This is a genomic window from Rhodopseudomonas sp. P2A-2r (assembly GCF_026015985.1).
Taxonomy (GTDB): Bacteria; Pseudomonadota; Alphaproteobacteria; order Rhizobiales; family Xanthobacteraceae; genus Tardiphaga.
Genome location: NZ_CP110389.1, coordinates 6,528,008 through 6,545,045, shown reverse-complemented (window position 1 = coordinate 6,545,045; position 17,038 = coordinate 6,528,008). Strand labels below are relative to the sequence as shown.

Here is a 17,038-nt window from a genome sequence, read left to right as displayed (position 1 = left end):
GCGAATCGGCGCCTGCCGGAACGATCAGGATGGGAAATCGGCTTCCAGAACCTCAATGCGATCGGCATGGATCGACCAGTGGGAGAGGCTTTCGGCCGTGCAGAAGTCGATTTTTGCCAGTTCGGCGGCGTCCTGCCTGTCGATCGCGCCGACTTCGAGCGCGTGCTGGCAGATTTCCCGTTGCTGGCCGTTGTCCCCCACGACGTCTTTCAGGAATCGAACGATGTAGCGCGACATTTTCAATTTCCCTCGCTGGCAATGCTCTCTAAGGTGTATTTATGGTTGCGGCTGACATCCGCTATTGATGCGGATCAAATCGACACGTACAGGCGCTCAGCGACGCCCTGTATGTCGGGGTCCCTACACCGCGGCTGCGGCTATCAGCCATACCCTAATCCTCCATTTTCCAGCGCGCCGTCCGCTGCATTCGTCAATAGTTGGATCAGCTTGGAGTCCCGATCATGGACAAGACCGTTGCCAGGTTGAACGTCGAGCACTACCGCAAGCTGCTGGCGTCGGAGATCGACGACGCCAAGCGGCGCACCATCACCGCGCTGCTCGCGGCGGAGGAGGCCAAGCTCGCTGCGTCCGAGGCATCGAGCGAGCCGAAGCGCAGCGACGACAGGGCTTGAATTCGGTGCACCAAACGTTGATCGATACAGTGCGGTCGACCACACTTGGTCCGCATCACTTCGAATCACTGTCAGGCTGGGTATGACGAGCGCCGACCCTCCGTTCCATAGCGAGACCACGGCGCCCGCCCCCAGGGCCGGGCAACGGGTGGGGACGTGGCGCCTCGACCCTGCAACGAAGCGCATGACCTGTTCGGACACCGCGCGGGCGCTGTTCGGCGTTCCGCCGGACCGCGAGATCGATCTCGACCTGTTCCTGTCGGGTGTCGACGATGCCGATCGCGGCCCGACGGCGCAGGCGATCCGGCGCTGCATTGGCGGCGGCAGTCATTTCGACGCGCAGTTCAGGGTGCGGCGGCAGCCGGATGTCACCCATTGGGTCCACATGCTCGGCGCCCGCACGGTCGATGCCGACGGCGCGCCGCACAGCCTCGACGGCTTCGTGCTCGATATCGATGAGGACAAGCGCCTGCAACTGGCGCTCAAGCTGCGCGAGAATCACTTCCGCTCGATTCTCGACACCGCGCCGGAGGCGATGATCGTCATCGACGAGCGCGGCATCATTCAGTTTTTCAGCCGCGCCGCCGAACGGCAGTTCGGCTACCCGGCCGACGAGGTGGTCGGCACCAACATCCGCGTGCTGATGCCGGAGCCGGATCGCGGCAATCACGACGCCTATCTGGCGCGCTATCTGGCCACCGGCGACCGCCACATCATCGGCATCGGCCGTGTCGTCACCGCCCGCCGCAAGGATGGCGAGCTGTTCCCCATGCATCTGACCATCGGCGAGATGCAGTCCGAGGGCCGGCCGTATTTCACCGGCTTCATGCGCGACCTCACCGAACAGCAGCAGACAAGGGTGCGGCTGCAGGAGCTGCAGTCAGAACTGGTCCATGTCTCCAGACTCAGCGCCATGGGCGAGATGGCTTCGGCGCTGGCCCATGAGCTGAACCAGCCGCTGTCGGCGATCAGCAATTACATGAAGGGCTCGCGGCGGCTGCTCGCCGGCAGCATCGATCCCAACGCCGCGCGCATCGAGGCGGCGCTCGACCGCGCCTCGGAGCAGGCGATCCGCGCCGGCCAGATCATCCGCCGGCTGCGCAATTTCGTGCTGCGCGAGGCGTCCGAGAAGCGCATCGAAAGCCTGGCGCGGCTGGTAGAGGAGGCTGCGGCGCTCGGCCTCAGCGGCGCCGGCGAACAGGGCGTGACGCTGCGTTTCCATCTCGATCCGGCCTGCGACATGGTCCATGCCGATCGCGTCCAGGTGCAGCAGATCCTGGTCAACCTGTTCCGCAACGCGCTGGAGGCGATGTCGCAGACTAGGCGCCGCGAGCTCACCGTGTCCAGCGCCCCCTCCGCCGACGACATGGTCGAGATCGCCGTCGCGGACACCGGCCACGGCTTCGGCGTCGACATGCCCGTCAAGCTGTTTCAGCCATTCTACACCACCAAGGAAAGCGGTATGGGCATCGGGCTGTCGATCAGCCGCACCATCGTGGAGACCCATGGCGGCCGGATGTGGGCCGGCAGCAACGACGCCGGCGGGGCCACCTTCTTCTTCACGCTGCCGGTCGCCTCCATCAGGGAAACGGTGCATGTCGCAGAGTAACCGCCTTGTCTATGTCATCGACGACGATCCGGCGATGCGCGACTCGCTGGATTTCCTGCTCGGCGCCGCCGGCTTTGCGGTCCGGCTGTTCGAAAATGCCGAGGCGTTTCTCGGCGAACTGCCCGGCCTTGGCGCCGGCGCCGGCGCCGGCTGCGTGCTGACCGACGTCCGCATGCCCGGCACCGACGGCATCGAGCTGCTGCGCCGGCTCAATGCCGACAGCGCCAATAAGCTGCCGGTGATTGTCATGACCGGCCATGGCGACATTCCGCTGGCGGTGGAGGCGATGAAGCTGGGCGCGCTGGATTTCCTCGAAAAGCCGTTCGAGGACGAGCGGCTGGTGGCGGTGATCGAGACCGCGCTGCGGCGCAACGGCGGCGGCGATCCGGCGCCGGACCACGACGACATGCGGGCGCGGCTGGCGTCGCTGTCGCAGCGCGAGCTGCAGGTCATGAAGGGCCTGGTCACCGGCCAGTCCAACAAGCTGATCGCGCGCGATTACGACATCAGCCCGCGTACGGTTGAAGTGTACCGTGCCAACGTCATGACCAAGATGCAGGCCGCCAACATCACCGATCTGGTCCGCTTCGCCATGCGCGCCGGGCTTTTTGACGAATGAAAGACAGTGGATTGAGGCAGGTCAATTCGGGTCGCCGGCCCCCGGCTAACCTCAAAGCATGACCGGTATTCAGCCTCCACATGACTCCGCGCTTCGCCCGCCATCCCCGAGATCGATGGTGTATGTGGTCGATGATGACGTTGATGTGTTGAAATCGCTACGCTTTCTGCTGGAAACCGAGGGGTTCGACGTGCGCACCTTCGGTAGCGGCGCGGCGCTGCTGGACAATGCCGCCGAGGGCGGCATCGACTGTCTGGTGATCGACTACAAGATGCCCGACATCGACGGCATCGAGCTGGCGCAGCGGCTGCGCCAGCGCAGCGTCACCGCGCCGGTGGTGCTGATCACCGGCTATCCCGACGAGCAGATCCAGTTCAAGGCCTCCGCGGCCGGCATCGCCCGGGTGCTGTTGAAGCCGCATATCGAGGACAGTCTGGTGCGCTCGGTCTGCGATGCCATGCAGGCCGGCGGCGGGCCGGTCCGCGGCGACCTCCGGTAGAGCCCTTAGGGGAGGCCCCTAGGATATCGCACGGAATTTTCCGAGGTAGGCAATCACCGTAGCAAGGGTCATCCCAACCGAGGAGATGACCATGCTGCAGACCGAAATCACCACCGGAACCAGCCTCAGGATCGCACGGAACGCCAGCATCGCACCGTCGCCGGCCGCCGATCCGTTCGACGTGGTGGCGAGCTGCCCCGGCGTCGTCGCCAGCGAATTCACCTTCGGCAAGGACGAGGAAATCTACGGCGAGGACGAGCCCGCCGAGTATGTCTACCAGGTGCTGTCGGGCGCCGTGCGGACCTACAAATTGCTCAGCGACGGCCGCCGCCAGATCGGCGCCTTCCATCTCGCCGGCGATGTGTTCGGCCTCGACAGCACCACCGCCCACCGGCTCACCGCCGAGGCCATCAGCGCCACCACCGTCCGCCTGGTGCGCCGCCGTTCGCTGGAGACCGCCGCGGCGACCAATGCCGCCGTCGCCCACAGCCTGTGGAAGATGACCGCGCACGGTCTGCGCCACGCCGAGGATCACATGCTGCTGCTCGGTCGCAAGACCGCGCTGGAGCGCGTCGCCACCTTCCTCTTGGAAATGGATGCCCGTCTGGTCCGCACCGGCATGATGGCGCTGCCCATGGGCCGCCGCGACATCGGCGACTATCTCGGCCTCACCCTGGAAACCGTCTCGCGCACCTTCTCCGACCTCCACGAGAAGGGCATCGTCGCGCTCACCGGCGCCCGCCAGGTCGTGCTGCGCAACCGCCCCCGCCTCGCCAGCCTCGACGCGTAACGAAGACCGGCGCCGTTCGCGCCGGCCTGCACGATGGCAACGCGGCAGACTCTGATCGCGTTGCGGGAGATTTAATCGCGCCGCGCGAACCGTCGCAACCGCTGCGGCGCTTGAAGCGCTACAACCGCTTCAGATCTTGCAACGTGGCACTCGCCACAGATCCTGAAAGCCCCAACCCCCGTCAGAAATGTCCCCTCCCCTTGCGGGGGAGGGTCAGGGCCACACGTCGTGACGCCAATGGCCACGCCCCTCAGCAAACGTAGGGCAGGTTAACCCCGGAGCTTGCGCACCGCGCAACGCCGTGGCGTAACCCGCCGCTCCTCGTCAAGCCTTCGCGCGGAATCCGTTATGACTCCGCCCTCACACCCCGACTACAGGATCGACCGATCGACATCCCGCACCTCGCCGGTGCGCGCATCGACATCGACCTCGATCCACTTGCCGTAGGTGTCGCGGCCCTCGATCTCCCACTGGTCGCCGTCGAAATGGGTGTTCTGCACCGTGACCAGGCCGATATCCCCAGCGATCGCCAGCGCCTGCTGCAAGGTCACCGGCCCCGTCGGCGCCGGCATCACGGCCACCCGCGGCGCCGGCTCGCGCACCAGATAGTCCGCGGCCATTGCCGGCGCCGCCGCGCCGATGGTCAGCGCCGTCGCCAGCATCGCCTTGCACATGATGTTCTTCATCGAAACTCTCCTCGATTTCCGCGCCGCTCACGCAGCGCACCATCGCAAGAACCAACGCCGCGCCGCGGTGTTCCCGCCGCATATGGGGCGATGTTGTGGAGGGAGAGCGCGCGCGTCTGCTTCGCACAACCGTGCATGGTCTACGCACAAGTTCTTGCGCCCATCTTCTCTTGTCGCGCCCATTGTACTTGTTGCTGGATCGTATTCTTCCTTCCCCCACGCAGAGACAATGCCGCCGAATAGACTCTCATCGCCGCTGGTCACTTTGTTAGAGTCTGCTCTGAGTAGGAATTCGAATAACCGTCGCTTCGCTGGTGTCTCGAGAGTAATTGAACCAGCTTTGTGATCCTTGTACTTGTTTCAAGCGAGTTTCTTCCCAGACAGAAGTAGGGTCGTCGCGTCTCGTAATGAGGTTCCCATAGGAACGTTTCCCCAAGCATTTATGTCGCGGACAAATTTCCACTAAGCGGGGGCAGACTACAATCAAATGTATATGTTGCGGTGGTTGGGTGTACCTTTGGTTGCAATTTGCCGTGGCGAATAGCGGCCGTAAACGCCGTGCAATGGCTGCAAAATGAACCTTTTAGCGTTGAGGACCCAAAACAAAAAAAGGCCGGATCTTGCGATCCGGCCTTTTCAATTCAGTGGAGAAGCTTTGAAGCTCAGACCGCCGCGGCGGGGGCCTCTGCGGCCGGGGCCTTGCTGGCGTCGGTGATCTTCTTCTTCTCGATGGCGCGCTTGATCAGCACGGCCTTCTGCGACAGGTCGCCTTCCTTGGCCTTGATCAGGTAGGCGTCGAAGCCGCCGCGATGATCGACCGACTTCACCGCATTGGTCGAGACGCGCATGCGCACGCCGCGGCCGAGCACGTCGGACAGGAAGGTCACATTGACCAAGTTCGGCAGAAACCGGCGCTTGGTCTTGTGGTTGGAGTGGCTCACCTTGTGGCCCACCTGGGGACCCTTGAGTGTCAGTTCACAGCGCCGCGACATCGCGAAAATCCTCTGTCATCCCCGCCACGGCCCAAAGCCAGGCAGGGGTTCAAAATCACGTCCATTTCAGGAGCCGCGGACGTATAGGACGCGCGCGGCGATGCGTCAAGACGAAGCCTTGCGCAAAGTCGCAAGCGGGCCCTGCGGCGCGCCCAGTATAGCGCGGTTTTGCGTGCCGCTTCAATCATATAAACGACGTATTCGGCCATGAAATAGAACCCTTGAGCGGGTCCGGCGGCGGCCGCTTGGTCGGCGCCGGATTCGTGCTTAGATCTGCCAGAAGAGATCGGCAATGGCGCAGCCGGCCGGGCCGGGACGGTCCCGCAGGCGTCGCCGCTGCCCCCAACCCGCAGGGATCACCCGCCGCCGTGATGCGCTTTGCCACCGATCGACCGCGATTCCGCAGCGCCCCGGCCTGGCGCCGCCGTGGCCTGCTGGCCGTGGGGTTGTTTGCGGGGTTGTTCGCGCTGGCGACGATCGGGGCGGTCCGGCCGGCGGCGGCGCAGGGCAAGCTCGATGCGCATTATGAAGCCAGTCTGGCCGGGATTCCGGTCGGCAAGGGCGCCTGGACCATCGAGATCGCCGACGACCAGTATAATGCCGCGGCCTCCGGCGGCACCTCCGGCCTGCTGAAAGCCTTTGCCGGCGGCTCCGGCACCGGCGCCGCCACCGGCCGCATCGTCGCCGGTGCCCTGGTGCCGTCGAACTATACCGCCACCACCACCGCGTCGAAGAAGTCCGAGACCATCCGCATGGCGCTGCAGGGCGGCGGGGTGAAGGAGTTTTCCATCGAGCCGGAGCCGCCGGCGGATCCCGAGCGTATCCCGGTCACCGAGGCGCATCGCCGCGGCGTGATCGATCCGATGACCGGCTCGCTGCTGCGGGTGGCCGGCAGCGGGGATGTGCTGTCGGCGGATGCCTGCCGCACCAGCACGTCGATCTTCGACGGCCGCATGCGCTACGACCTCAAGCTCGACTACAAGCGCATGGACACCGTCAAGGCCGAGAAAGGCTATCACGGCCCGGTGGTGGTCTGCGCGGTCTACTTTTCGCCGCTGGCCGGCTACATCCCGGACCGCGCCGCCATCAAATATCTCGCCGCCCAGCGCAACATCGAAGTCTGGCTGGCGCCGATCGCCGGCACGCGGGTGCTGGTGCCGTTCCGCATGACGGTGCCGACGCCTTTGGGCACCGCGATGCTCGAGGCGGTCGATTTCGTCACTACGGCGGTGCCGCCGCGGCTGGCCAAAACCCAGTAAACGCTTGCCGCAACTTCGCCGCCGGTTTGCCGCAACGCCGTCGCGACGAATGTCGCCGCCGCAGGCAGCAGGCCAAGGGGCATGACAGGCCGCATGACTCGTCTTGACTCCTGGCGCAATCGTGCGCCGCGCCGGTTAACCCGCGCGCTCGAAATCGTTCTCTTGTTGGCCGTGATGAATCTTGATCTAGTGATCGAACTTGCAGATGAACGCGAGATATTGCGGTGAACCCCGGCGGAGAGGAGGCGAGTCACCGATTCGGGCGCGATTCGTTCCGGACTCGTTCCAAAGCTTAAAAACATCCGTGCCGATGCGTCGCATTGGGACATACACCTGATCGCCCGCGACGCAGAAACCCTTGATCAACATGGCTTCCTTCCATTTCTCGGCTTCCAGCGGCCACGACCGCGCGCCCGGCGCCGGCGTCACTGCCGTGCTCGGCCCGACCAACACCGGCAAGACCCATCTGGCGATCGAGCGCATGCTGGCGCATTCCTCGGGCATCATCGGGCTGCCGCTGCGGCTCCTAGCGCGCGAGGTCTACAACAAGATCGTCGCCCGCGTCGGTCCGGACGCCGTGGCGCTGATCACCGGCGAGGAAAAGATCAAGCCGCCGAAGCCGCGCTACTGGGTCTCGACGGTGGAAGCGATGCCGCGCGATCTCGACGTGTCATTTTTGGCCGTCGATGAAATCCAGATCGCCGCCGATCTCGAACGCGGCCATGTCTTCACCGATCGTATTCTCAATCGCCGTGGCCGCGACGAAACGCTGCTGCTCGGCGCCGCCACCATGCGCCCGATCATCGAGCGGCTGCTGCCGGGCGCCAGCATCGTCACAAGGCCGCGGCTCAGCCAACTGGAATTCGCCGGCGATCGCAAGATCACCAGGCTGCCGCGCCGCTCGGCCATCGTCGCGTTCTCCGCCGATGAAGTCTACGCCATCGCCGAACTGATCAAGCGCCAGCACGGCGGCGCTGCGGTGGTGCTGGGCTCGCTGTCGCCGCGCACCCGCAATTCGCAGGTCGAGATGTTCCAGTCCGGCGATGTCGACTATCTCGTCGCCACCGATGCCGTCGGCATGGGCCTCAACCTCGACGTCGAGCATGTCGCCTTCGCCAGTGATCGCAAGTTCGACGGCTATCAGTTCCGTCGTCTCAATCCGTCGGAGTTTGCGCAGATCGCCGGCCGCGCCGGCCGCGCCACCCGCAACGGCACCTTCGGCAGCACCGGCCGTTGCCCGCCGTTCGAGCCCGAACTGGTCAACGCGTTGCAGAACCACACCTTCGACAGCGTGAAGGTGCTGCAATGGCGCAACGCCAAGCTCGATTTCTCGTCGATTGCCGCACTCCAGGTGTCGCTGGCGCTGACGCCGAACCATGACGCGCTGACCCGCGCGCCGATCGCCGAGGACCTGCGCGTGCTCGATCACCTCGCCCGCGATGCCGATATCCGCGAGATGGCGGTCGGCGCGGCAGCGGTCGAACGGTTGTGGGATGCCTGCCAGATCCCCGACTACAGGCGCACCGTGCCGGCGGTGCACGCCGAACTTGTGACCACTTTGTATGGCTTCCTGATGCGGCGGGGGCGCATTCCAGATGCCTGGTTCGGCACCCAGATCGCGCAAAACGACCGCACCGACGGCGATATCGACACTTTGTCGGGCCGAATCGCACAGATCCGAACCTGGACCTTCGTGGCGAATCGCCCGGATTGGCTGTCAGATCCCGACCATTGGCAGGGAATTTCGCGCGAACTTGAAAATAAACTGTCAGATGCACTGCATGAACGGCTCACGGAGCGTTTCGTTGACCGTCGTACCAGTGTATTGATGCGCCGCTTACGGGAAAACACGATGTTGAATACTGAAATTGGCAAGACCGGCGAAGTGATCGTAGAGGGCCATGTAATTGGCCGTCTCGACGGGTTTACGTTCGCGCCCGATGCGGCCGAAGCCGGCTCCGATGCCAAGGCATTGCAGGCGACCGCGCAAAAGGCGCTGGGCGGAGAAATCGAGGCGCGCGCCGAGAAACTGGCGAATGCGGCCGACGATCAGTTCGTCCTGGCCTCCGACGGCGTGCTGCGCTGGACCGGCGACGCGGTGGCGCGCCTGGTCGCCGCCGACGACGTGTTGCATCCCCGCATCCGCATCATTGCCGACGATCGCCTCAGCGGCCCGCCGCGCGAGGCCGTGCAGGCCCGCCTTGAGCTGTGGCTGAAGACCCATATCGAAAAGCTGCTCGGTCCGTTGTTCGATCTCACCAAGGCCGAGGACATCACCGGCATCGCCCGTGGCATCGCCTTCCAGCTCACCGAAGCGCTCGGCGTGCTGGAGCGACAGAAGATCGCCACCGAGATGAAGGATCTCGACCAGCCGTCGCGCGCCACCCTGCGCAAATATGGCGTGCGGTTCGGCGCCTATCACATCTATGTCCCTGCGCTGCTGAAGCCTGCGGCGCGCGCGCTGGCGCTGCTGCTGTGGGCGCAGAAGCAGGACAATGCCGATATGGCGGCGTTGTCCACCGCGCAGCATCTGGCCGGCTCCGGCCGCACCTCGTTCCCGGTGGACAAGCTGCTCGACCGCGATGCCTATCGCATCCTCGGCTATCGCCAGTGCGGCGAACGCGCGGTGCGCGTCGATATTCTGGAGCGTCTGGCCGATCTCATTCGTCCGGCATTGGCGTGGCGCGAAGGGTCATTGGGCGAAAAGCCCGCCGGTGCCTTCGATGGCCGCGGCTTCGTGGTGACCCAGGCGATGACCTCGCTGACCGGTTCGGCCGGCGAGGATTTTGCCTCGATCCTGCGCGCGCTCGGCTATCGCATGGAGAAGAAGCCGCCATTGCCGCCGGCCGCGCCGAAGCCGGTGGTGGAAGCGGTGGCCGCTGAGGCTGTCGACGCCGCTCAGGCGGACACCAGCGACGAGACAATCGCCGAGGAGCCGGCTGTCGCCATTGCGACCGGTGAGATCTCCGACATCACCAGCGATGCCGCTCCGGTTGAAGTGGCGGCTGATATCGCCGAGGAACCGGCCGTCGCCGTCGCGACCGGCGAGATCGCCGACATCACCAACGACGCTGCCCCGGTTGAGGAAGCCGTCACCACGTCGGCGTCCCTGCTGCCGGAAGTGTCGCCTGTTTTCGAGAGCGAGTCTGCCCCGGCCGAGGCCGCAGCGGATCCCGCGACCGCTGTTGCGGATGCCGGCGCGACCGAGGCTGTTGTGGCTGACGTCACTCCAACCGAACAGGCTGCACCTGTTGAAGCAGCGTCGGAAACTTCGGCTGAGACCGTCGCCACCGATGTGCCTGCTGAAGCCGCAGCTGCCGAAGCGCCCGCTCCGGCCGTGGTGGAAATGGTGGATGTCTGGCGCCCAGGTGGCCGTTCCGAAGAACGCCGTCCGCCACGCCACGATCGCAACCGGCATCAGCGCAACAACAATGCGCCGGCCACCGCCGAAGGCGAAGCTGCATCCGCCGACGGCGCGAAGCGCGATCGACCCAACCACGGCCGCCGCAACAACGAAAACCGCCGCCCGCGCGGCGATGCACCCGTGGCCAATGCCGGGGCACTTGTGGAAGGCCAGCCCAATCGCGGTCCGCGCGACAACGACAACAAGGGCCGGCCGCCGCGCGAGCGCTTTGGCGACAAGGGCCCGGGCGACAAGAAATTCGGCGACCGCGGCAAGGGCAAGTTCAAGGGCGGCGACCGCGACAAGGGGGCCGCGACGGCCGTCCGGATCGTGGCGACCGCAGCGGCGGCGCGACCCGGCCGTACGCCAGCAGCGCGCCGCCGCGCGAGCGCGACCGGCCGATAGATCCCAATTCTCCGTTTGCCAAGCTGGCGGCGCTCAAAGAGCAGATGACCGCCCGCAAGGATTGAGGATTCTTACCTCGCCCCGCTTAGCGAAGCTTCGCTTCGCCGGGCGGGGCGAGGAAGAACGCGCGCGCGCAGCGACAGGTGGTGATTGGAGCGCCAGCGTCTCGATAAATGGCTGTGGCATGCACGGGTGGTGAAAGCCCGCACCAGTGCTGCTGCGCTGGTCGAAGCCGGCCATGTCCGCGTCAACGGCAACCGGGAGACAGCGCCGGGCCATCCGGTCAAGCTGGGCGATGTGGTCACGGTGGGGCTGGATCGCACCGTACGCGTGCTCAGGGTCGCCGGCTTTGCCGAGCGGCGCGGCGATGCCACCCTGGGGCGCGCGCTGTATGCCGATCTGCAGCAGCGGTCAGAGTAGTTTTGTGCTGGCCAGGCGGGCCTCGGGGCAACATTCTCCCTTCCGGCGAAAACGCATTGATCGAACCGCGCCGCATCCCTTGCGGCTTGGGGGTGGGTGCGCTACGCAAACATTCAAAATTGAACGTTTCCGGAGTCCTCGATGACTTACGTCGTCACTGAAGCCTGCATCAAGTGCAAGTACACCGACTGTGTGGAAGTCTGCCCCGTGGATTGCTTCTACGAGGGCGAGAATATGCTGGTGATCCATCCGGACGAATGCATCGATTGCGGCGTCTGCGAACCGGAATGTCCGGCGGATGCGATCAAGCCGGATACCGAGGCGGGCCTCGAGAAGTGGCTCGAAGTGAACACGGAATATGCCAAGAGCTGGCCGAACATCACTCAGAAGAAGGATGCGCCGGCCGACGCCAAGGATTTCGATGGCGTCGAAGGCAAGTTCGACAAGTTTTTCTCGCCCGCACCGGGTACCGGCGACTGATCTGGATCCGCTCATCTGACGGATTATTGACCGGCAGAATCGTCGCCGACGTTTACCCTGCCCTGGGATTATGCCCCGTCGCTGGCCCGAGAACGGCCGCGGGCGGGCATAAATCATTGATTTTTGCGGGAAATGTGCTATTATAGGCACAATTCAAGAAGCTGGACCCATTTGGTGCCGCTCGATGGCCCCTGCCGGGTTTCCCGTTTAATCATCAAACAGGGGCGTGGCAGTACCCGCGCATCAGGCTGTGTCACAGAAAACGCGTAAAAAGAGTATCTCTAAGGCTGCAAAGAAAGCCCCTGCGGCCAGCCGCAGTGCAACCAAAGGCCGTGCCCGGACTCCCGCCAAGGCGACCCGGACCGCCGTAAAGGCTGCCACTGCCAAGCCTGCTCCTGCAAAGTCCTCCAAAAACAAAAGAAGTTCAATGCCAAGCAAGACTGCGAAAACCTCCGCCAAGTCTGTTGAGTCAAAGTCTGTTGAGTCCAAGGCCCCCGCTGCGAAGCCGGTCGCTGCCAAGGCTGCGCCGAAGGCCGCAACCAAGGCGGTCGCGAAGCCGGTTGCAGCTGCTGCCAAGCCGGCCGCCGTGGCACCTCGCGTGGAGGAGCCGAAGAAGGTGCTGACCCAGCGCCAGGGCTTCAAGACCAATGAATTCGTGGTCTATCCGGCGCATGGCGTCGGCCAGATCCTGGCTATCGAAGAGCAGGAAATCGCCGGCGCCAAGCTGGAGCTGTTCGTCATCAATTTCATGAAGGACAAGATGACCCTGCGGGTGCCTACCGCCAAGGTCGCCAATGTCGGTATGCGCAAGCTGTCGGAGCCGGCGCTGGTGAAGCGCGCGCTGGAGACCCTGAAGGGCCGCGCACGCATCAAGCGTACCATGTGGTCGCGTCGCGCCCAGGAATACGAAGCCAAGATCAATTCCGGCGACATCGTCGCGATTGCCGAGGTGGTCCGCGATCTGTTCCGCTCGGACTCGCAGCCGGAGCAGTCCTACAGCGAACGTCAGCTGTATGAAGCTGCGCTGGATCGTCTGTCCCGTGAGATCGCGGTGGTCCAGCACGTGACCGAGACCGAAGCGGTCAAGGAAATCGAAGGCCAGCTGGCCAAGAGCCCGCGCCGCGGCGCCAAGGCCGAAGCCGGTGCCGAAGCCAGCGCTGATGATGCCGACGCCGATGGCGACGATGTCGCCGCCGCCGACGAAGCGGCGTAAGCGGTTTCTACGGTTTGAGATCAAAAGCCCGGCTGAAACGCCGGGCTTTTTAATGGAGCGCCGTCACCCTGAGGTGCGAGCTCTTGCGAGCCACGAAGGGCGACGGCGCGGAGCACCATCCTTCGAGGGGAGCCGAAGTCGGCTCGCACCTCAGGATGACGGTTGAGCATGTTCCGACGTTATCGAGACGAAGTCGGTCAGCGCGTCAATCCACGACGATCTTGACGCGATCGCGGACCTTGATGGTGGCTTGGGCATCGAGGCCGTTGAGCACGCGAAAGCGCTCGGCGGGGCGGTCGACGCCGGCCATGCGGTGCGACATCGATTCGACGGTGTCGCCGGGCTGCACCGTCATGATCTTGATGCGCAGCGGCCGCGCCGCCTGGATTTCTGCCAGCGTCAGGCGGCGGAAGGAATTGACCGTCTCGCGGGCGTTGCGTTCGCTCTCGCTGGTCTTCTGCTTGGCGGCGAAAATGAAGCGATAGACGTCGCTGCCGAACCGCAGCGCATAGACCCGGAACTGCCACTGATCGCCCTGTGCGGTGGCGGCGGCGGCCGGAAACCCATTGATGGTGAGGTCTTCCGTCGAGGCCCTGTCGACATTCTCCATCCAGCCGGAATTCAGGTAGTCGCCGAGCGACTGCTCCGCCGGCACCCGCACCACGTCGAACCGCATGGCCTGGTTGCTGCCCTCGCGCACGCCGATCACCGCCTGCGCAGTATTGTCGAGCGTGAAGGACTCCGGCGCCTGAAAGGTGAAGCCGAGCTTGGGATGCAGGAAGCGCCGCCCGCGCACAAAGCCTTCGCTGGGATCCTCGCCATAGACGATGTTGTCGATCGCCGCGAGATAGGTCTCGCGGTCGCGCTCGCCTCCATCGGGCGAGGAGTATTGCCGTGCATTTGCCTGGGCGTTCTGTACGCGCTCCGGCGTGGCGGGATGCGACGACAGGAAGTCCTGGGCGCGCGGGTCGAGCGGCGATCGCGCAGCCTTCAGCGCCGCATTGCGCTCCATCGAACTCAGAAAGCGCGCGGCGCCGTAGGGATCGAAATGCGCGCGGGCGGAAATGCCGACGCCGATGCCATCGGCCTCGAATTCCTGGGCGCGCGAAAAGCTCGCCATCGTCAGCTTGGATTTCGCCAGCGCCAGCGCCGACAGGTCGGGATCGCTGCCCATGTCGGTGACCACGCGGGTGACGACGGCAGCCTGGCGTGCCTGCTCCTCGCGGATCGAGGCGTGTTTGGCGAGCACATGGGCCATCTCGTGCGACAGCACCGAAGACAGCTCCGATGTGTCCGATGCCAGCGCGATCAGGCCGCGCGTTACATACAACTGGCCGGATGGCAGCGCGAAGGCGTTGACCGCGCCGGAGTTCAGGATGGTGACCTTGTAGGTGAGGTCCGGACGTTCGGAGGCCGCCACCAGCCGGTCCACCGTCTTGGTGATCAGCGCTTCCAGCCGGGGATCGTCATAGGACCCGCCATAGGAAGCGAGGATGCGTTCATGCTCCTTCTCGCCGGCCGGGGTCTGCACCACCGGCACCTTCGGCGGCTTGGCGGGACTTGTCGGCCTGGCACTACTGACATCGAAGCGGCTGGCGTCGCCGCAGCCGCCGAGGGCAAACAGCGCGCACAGCAAAGCAGGCGCAGCCCAAAGGCGGCGGCTCATGCTGGTTTGCCGACCCACACCTGTCACAACCTTGACTGCCCTTTTGGTCTAGTCGTCCCCGACCAGTTCCAGTTGCCCCACCCGGAGCGCCTCGATCCGCGGCCCATTCCGCAGCTCGACCCAGCCGCGGACGCGAATCTGTCGTGTTTCGAGCGACTTAGGCGATATTCCCGCGCCCTCGAACGCAGCCATCATGCGCCTTGAAATAGTCACAGCAAAGTCCTGTGTCCAGCGTCTGCCAAAATTCAGATAGGTGGTCGTCCCAGCCTGCCGAACCGACCGAACCCGTCCTTCGACCACCGTGAACTGCCCAATCCTGGTCAAAATATCGCCCGGACTTTCCGCGTTTTTTATGACGGCGGACCTGCCCCAGATGCCGCGCCTGGCCCTGCGGGCAGCCGCCTCGGCCGCCTTCAGGAGAGCGGCGCAGGGCGGATCGGTCACCTCTGCCGACGCCAGCGCCACGCCCTGGCTCAACAGTGCCTGCTGGACGAGGTCGCCCTGATCGACGAACGCGAATGCCGGCTGCCGGCCGTAACGGTCCGGCATGTCGCTGTCACCGTGCAGCGTCACCTCGCGACCGGCGATCAGCGCGGCCAGCGCATCCTTGCCCAATGACGCGGTCGGGAATTCTATTCCGGCCAGCCGCACCTCGCGACCGTCGTCGAGCCGGAAGGTGCGGCTGTCGATAACGGCGCTGACGCGGCCCGCGCCTTGCGGTTCAAAACTGCAGCCGATCATAGCGGCGGCGGGCGCCGTCGCCATGGTCGTCGTTGCGATCAGTAGTACCAGTCCGTATCGCGTGACCGTCGTCGTCATTGCCGCATCCGGAAGTAACGGGCGCTACCGATGACTTCTATCGGAAATTGCGTCGGCCGCGAAAGCTAACCGCCGGTACGACAGTCTGCGCGATTTGTTCTCCCGCATTCCGCTTGACGGAAGGTGCGCGCCTTTTGCTCCGACTCCTGTGATCGCCGTGGCTTGCCGCTGGAACTGGCTTGCGTCATGATCGCCGCAACAAAATCTGTGCCGCGCAACATGCGACGGTGCTCAAGGGAGGCCTTCGTGAAGAGAATTGTTTCAGGTTTGCTGGCGTCGGTCATGGCAATGACGGTTACCTCGGCGATGGCGCAGACCAAGCCGCTGAAGCTCGGTGCCATCCTCGATATGTCCGGCCTGTATGCCGATATCACCGGGACGGGCTCGGAGACTGCAGCCAAGATGGCGGCGGAAGATTTCGGCGGCGAAGTGCTCGGCCGCAAGATCGAGATCGTCGCGGCAGACCATCTCAACAAAGCCGACCTGTCCGCCAACATTGCCCGCGACATGCTCGACAATCAGGGCGTCGAAGCCATCGTCGACGTGGCCGCATCCGCTACCGCTCTGGCCGCCGGGGAAATCGCCAAAGCCCGCAACAAGATCATCATCTTCAACGGCCCCGGCTCGATCCGCCTGAGCAACGAGGCCTGCGGCCCCTACACCGTGCACTATGTGTTCGACACCTTTGGCCAGGCCAACGTCACCGGGCTCGCCACTGTGAAGACCGGGCTCGACAGCTGGTTTTTCCTGACCGCCGATTACGCGTTCGGCGCGGATCTCGAGAAGGACACCACCGCGGTGGTGCTGAAGTCCGGCGGCAAGGTGCTCGGCGCCGTCAAGCATCCGCTCAATACCTCGGACTTCTCCTCGTTCCTGCTGCAGGCGCAGAGCTCCAAGGCCAAGGTGATCGGCCTCGCCAATGCCGGCGGCGACACCATCAACGCCATCAAGCAGGCCGCCGAATTTGGCCTGACCAAGAGCGGTGGGCAGAAATTGTCGCCGCTTCTGGCCTTCATTTCCGACATCGACAGCGTCGGCCTGGAGACTGCGCAGGGTCTTATCCTTGCCGAAGCCTTCTACTGGGATCTCAACGACGAGACCCGCGCCTTCACCAAGCGTTTCCAGGAGCGCACCAAGCGGGTGCCGACCTCCGCGCAGGCCGGCGTCTATTCCTCGGTGTTGCATTATCTGAAGGCCGTGAAGGCCGCCGGCACCACCGACGCCGCGCCCGTGATGAAGCTCATGAAGGACACGCCGATCAACGACATGTTCGCCAAGAATGGCAGGATCCGCGAAGACGGTCGCATGGTCCACGACATGTATCTGTTCGAAGTGAAGAAGCCGTCGGAGTCGAAGGGGCGCTGGGACGACTACAAGCTGCTCGCCACCGTGCCGGGCGATCAGGCGTTCCAGCCGCTGGAAGCTTCGCGCTGTCCGCTGGTGAAGAAGTAAGGCAACGACGACCATCGGTCATTGCGGCGTGCGCGCAATGACCGATGGCGCCGAGGACAAGAATAACAACAAGAACAAAAAGAAGGACACTGCG

At 64.6% G+C, this 17,038-nt stretch carries 18 protein-coding genes; 12 read left to right on the top strand and 6 right to left on the bottom strand.

The features are described from left to right. Positions 1-24: 24 nt before the first annotated feature. Positions 25-237, bottom strand: coding sequence for a hypothetical protein (locus tag ONR75_RS31450; protein WP_265080694.1), 213 nt, complete (start codon positions 235-237; stop codon positions 25-27). A gap of 224 nt (positions 238-461) precedes the next feature. Between ONR75_RS31450 and ONR75_RS31445 the strand changes: the two genes are divergently transcribed. The 5 genes from ONR75_RS31445 to ONR75_RS31425 all read left to right on the top strand — a co-directional run bounded on the left by ONR75_RS31445 (position 462) and on the right by ONR75_RS31425 (position 4,149). Continuing rightward, entirely contained in the window at positions 462-632 is a 171-nt protein-coding gene (locus tag ONR75_RS31445; RefSeq protein ID WP_265080693.1) for a hypothetical protein, read from the top strand. Between the two features lie 82 nt (positions 633-714). Next, complete coding sequence (locus tag ONR75_RS31440; RefSeq protein WP_265080692.1) at positions 715-2,241, top strand: sensor histidine kinase; 1,527 nt, start codon at positions 715-717, stop codon at positions 2,239-2,241. Then, positions 2,228-2,860 carry a response regulator FixJ gene (gene fixJ / locus ONR75_RS31435; protein WP_265080691.1) on the top strand — a complete coding sequence of 211 codons (633 nt, stop codon included), beginning with the start codon at positions 2,228-2,230 and terminating at the stop codon, positions 2,858-2,860. Before ONR75_RS31440 ends, fixJ begins: the two co-directional genes overlap by 14 nt. A 115-nt stretch (positions 2,861-2,975) precedes the next feature. Beyond that, positions 2,976-3,359 (top strand): response regulator, encoded by a 384-nt coding sequence (locus ONR75_RS31430; RefSeq protein WP_265080690.1) that lies wholly within the window; start codon positions 2,976-2,978, stop codon positions 3,357-3,359. 91 nt (positions 3,360-3,450) lie between these two features. Continuing rightward, entirely contained in the window at positions 3,451-4,149 is a 699-nt protein-coding gene (locus ONR75_RS31425) for a helix-turn-helix domain-containing protein (RefSeq protein ID WP_265080689.1), read from the top strand. A gap of 371 nt (positions 4,150-4,520) precedes the next feature. On the opposite strand, the gene ONR75_RS31420 is transcribed toward ONR75_RS31425, so the two are convergent. After that, positions 4,521-4,835: a PepSY domain-containing protein gene (locus tag ONR75_RS31420; protein ID WP_265080688.1), complete on the bottom strand. Its 315-nt coding sequence runs from the start codon at positions 4,833-4,835 to the stop codon at positions 4,521-4,523. Between the two features lie 662 nt (positions 4,836-5,497). Beyond that, positions 5,498-5,827, bottom strand: coding sequence for a 50S ribosomal protein L28 (rpmB, locus tag ONR75_RS31415; protein WP_265080687.1), 330 nt, complete (start codon positions 5,825-5,827; stop codon positions 5,498-5,500). A 371-nt stretch (positions 5,828-6,198) separates the two neighbouring features. On the opposite strand from rpmB, the gene ONR75_RS31410 reads away from it, so the two are divergent. The 6 genes from ONR75_RS31410 to ONR75_RS31385 all read left to right on the top strand — a co-directional run bounded on the left by ONR75_RS31410 (position 6,199) and on the right by ONR75_RS31385 (position 13,007). Next, positions 6,199-7,086, top strand: a complete 888-nt coding sequence (locus tag ONR75_RS31410) for a DUF3108 domain-containing protein (protein ID WP_413776550.1) — start codon at positions 6,199-6,201, stop codon at positions 7,084-7,086. A gap of 93 nt (positions 7,087-7,179) precedes the next feature. After that, positions 7,180-7,314, top strand: coding sequence for a hypothetical protein (locus ONR75_RS31405; RefSeq protein WP_265080685.1), 135 nt, complete (start codon positions 7,180-7,182; stop codon positions 7,312-7,314). Between the two features lie 139 nt (positions 7,315-7,453). Beyond that, a complete protein-coding gene (locus ONR75_RS31400; protein ID WP_413776411.1) occupies positions 7,454-10,894 on the top strand; it encodes a helicase-related protein in 3,441 nt (1,146 codons plus the stop codon). 150 nt (positions 10,895-11,044) lie between these two features. Then, positions 11,045-11,314 carry an RNA-binding S4 domain-containing protein gene (locus tag ONR75_RS31395; protein ID WP_265080684.1) on the top strand — a complete coding sequence of 90 codons (270 nt, stop codon included), beginning with the start codon at positions 11,045-11,047 and terminating at the stop codon, positions 11,312-11,314. Between the two features lie 141 nt (positions 11,315-11,455). Beyond that, entirely contained in the window at positions 11,456-11,794 is a 339-nt protein-coding gene (gene fdxA, locus ONR75_RS31390) for a ferredoxin FdxA (RefSeq protein WP_265080683.1), read from the top strand. 427 nt (positions 11,795-12,221) lie between these two features. Continuing rightward, on the top strand, positions 12,222-13,007 hold the full coding sequence (locus ONR75_RS31385) for a CarD family transcriptional regulator (protein WP_265080682.1): 786 nt from the start codon (positions 12,222-12,224) through the stop codon (positions 13,005-13,007). Between the two features lie 205 nt (positions 13,008-13,212). Here ONR75_RS31385 and ONR75_RS31380 read toward each other — a convergent pair whose 3' ends face one another. The 3 genes from ONR75_RS31380 to ONR75_RS31370 form a co-directional block, all read right to left on the bottom strand. Next, positions 13,213-14,673 carry a M48 family metalloprotease gene (locus ONR75_RS31380; protein WP_265080681.1) on the bottom strand — a complete coding sequence of 487 codons (1,461 nt, stop codon included), beginning with the start codon at positions 14,671-14,673 and terminating at the stop codon, positions 13,213-13,215. Positions 14,674-14,721: 48 nt separating this feature from the next. Next, entirely contained in the window at positions 14,722-15,492 is a 771-nt protein-coding gene (locus ONR75_RS31375) for a thermonuclease family protein (protein ID WP_413776410.1), read from the bottom strand. A 65-nt stretch (positions 15,493-15,557) separates the two neighbouring features. Next, a complete protein-coding gene (locus ONR75_RS31370) occupies positions 15,558-15,776 on the bottom strand; it encodes a hypothetical protein (RefSeq protein WP_265083927.1) in 219 nt (72 codons plus the stop codon). Between ONR75_RS31370 and ONR75_RS31365 the strand changes: the two genes are divergently transcribed. Then, the gene (locus ONR75_RS31365) at positions 15,775-16,944 is read left to right on the top strand and encodes an ABC transporter substrate-binding protein (RefSeq protein ID WP_413776409.1); all 1,170 of its coding nucleotides are present in this window, start codon (positions 15,775-15,777) and stop codon (positions 16,942-16,944) included. The two genes, ONR75_RS31370 and ONR75_RS31365, sit on opposite strands and share 2 nt — an antisense overlap. Positions 16,945-17,038: the final 94 nt, after the last annotated feature.

Excerpts from the sequence above, each read along its gene's own strand:
- ONR75_RS31450 (WP_265080694.1), bottom strand. The coding sequence starts at position 237 with ATGTCGCGCTACATCGTTCGATTCCTGAAAGACGTCGTGGGGGACAAC.
- ONR75_RS31445 (WP_265080693.1), top strand. The coding sequence starts at position 462 with ATGGACAAGACCGTTGCCAGGTTGAACGTCGAGCACTACCGCAAGCTG.
- ONR75_RS31440 (WP_265080692.1), top strand. The coding sequence starts at position 715 with ATGACGAGCGCCGACCCTCCGTTCCATAGCGAGACCACGGCGCCCGCC.
- fixJ (WP_265080691.1), top strand. The coding sequence starts at position 2,228 with ATGTCGCAGAGTAACCGCCTTGTCTATGTCATCGACGACGATCCGGCG.
- ONR75_RS31430 (WP_265080690.1), top strand. The coding sequence starts at position 2,976 with ATGGTGTATGTGGTCGATGATGACGTTGATGTGTTGAAATCGCTACGC.
- ONR75_RS31425 (WP_265080689.1), top strand. The coding sequence starts at position 3,451 with ATGCTGCAGACCGAAATCACCACCGGAACCAGCCTCAGGATCGCACGG.
- ONR75_RS31420 (WP_265080688.1), bottom strand. The coding sequence starts at position 4,835 with ATGAAGAACATCATGTGCAAGGCGATGCTGGCGACGGCGCTGACCATC.
- rpmB (WP_265080687.1), bottom strand. The coding sequence starts at position 5,827 with ATGTCGCGGCGCTGTGAACTGACACTCAAGGGTCCCCAGGTGGGCCAC.
- ONR75_RS31410 (WP_413776550.1), top strand. The coding sequence starts at position 6,199 with ATGCGCTTTGCCACCGATCGACCGCGATTCCGCAGCGCCCCGGCCTGG.
- ONR75_RS31405 (WP_265080685.1), top strand. The coding sequence starts at position 7,180 with ATGACTCGTCTTGACTCCTGGCGCAATCGTGCGCCGCGCCGGTTAACC.
- ONR75_RS31400 (WP_413776411.1), top strand. The coding sequence starts at position 7,454 with ATGGCTTCCTTCCATTTCTCGGCTTCCAGCGGCCACGACCGCGCGCCC.
- fdxA (WP_265080683.1), top strand. The coding sequence starts at position 11,456 with ATGACTTACGTCGTCACTGAAGCCTGCATCAAGTGCAAGTACACCGAC.
- ONR75_RS31385 (WP_265080682.1), top strand. The coding sequence starts at position 12,222 with ATGCCAAGCAAGACTGCGAAAACCTCCGCCAAGTCTGTTGAGTCAAAG.
- ONR75_RS31380 (WP_265080681.1), bottom strand. The coding sequence starts at position 14,673 with ATGAGCCGCCGCCTTTGGGCTGCGCCTGCTTTGCTGTGCGCGCTGTTT.
- ONR75_RS31375 (WP_413776410.1), bottom strand. The coding sequence starts at position 15,492 with ATGACGACGACGGTCACGCGATACGGACTGGTACTACTGATCGCAACG.
- ONR75_RS31365 (WP_413776409.1), top strand. The coding sequence starts at position 15,775 with ATGGCAATGACGGTTACCTCGGCGATGGCGCAGACCAAGCCGCTGAAG.
- ONR75_RS31370 (WP_265083927.1), bottom strand. The coding sequence starts at position 15,776 with ATGACCGACGCCAGCAAACCTGAAACAATTCTCTTCACGAAGGCCTCC.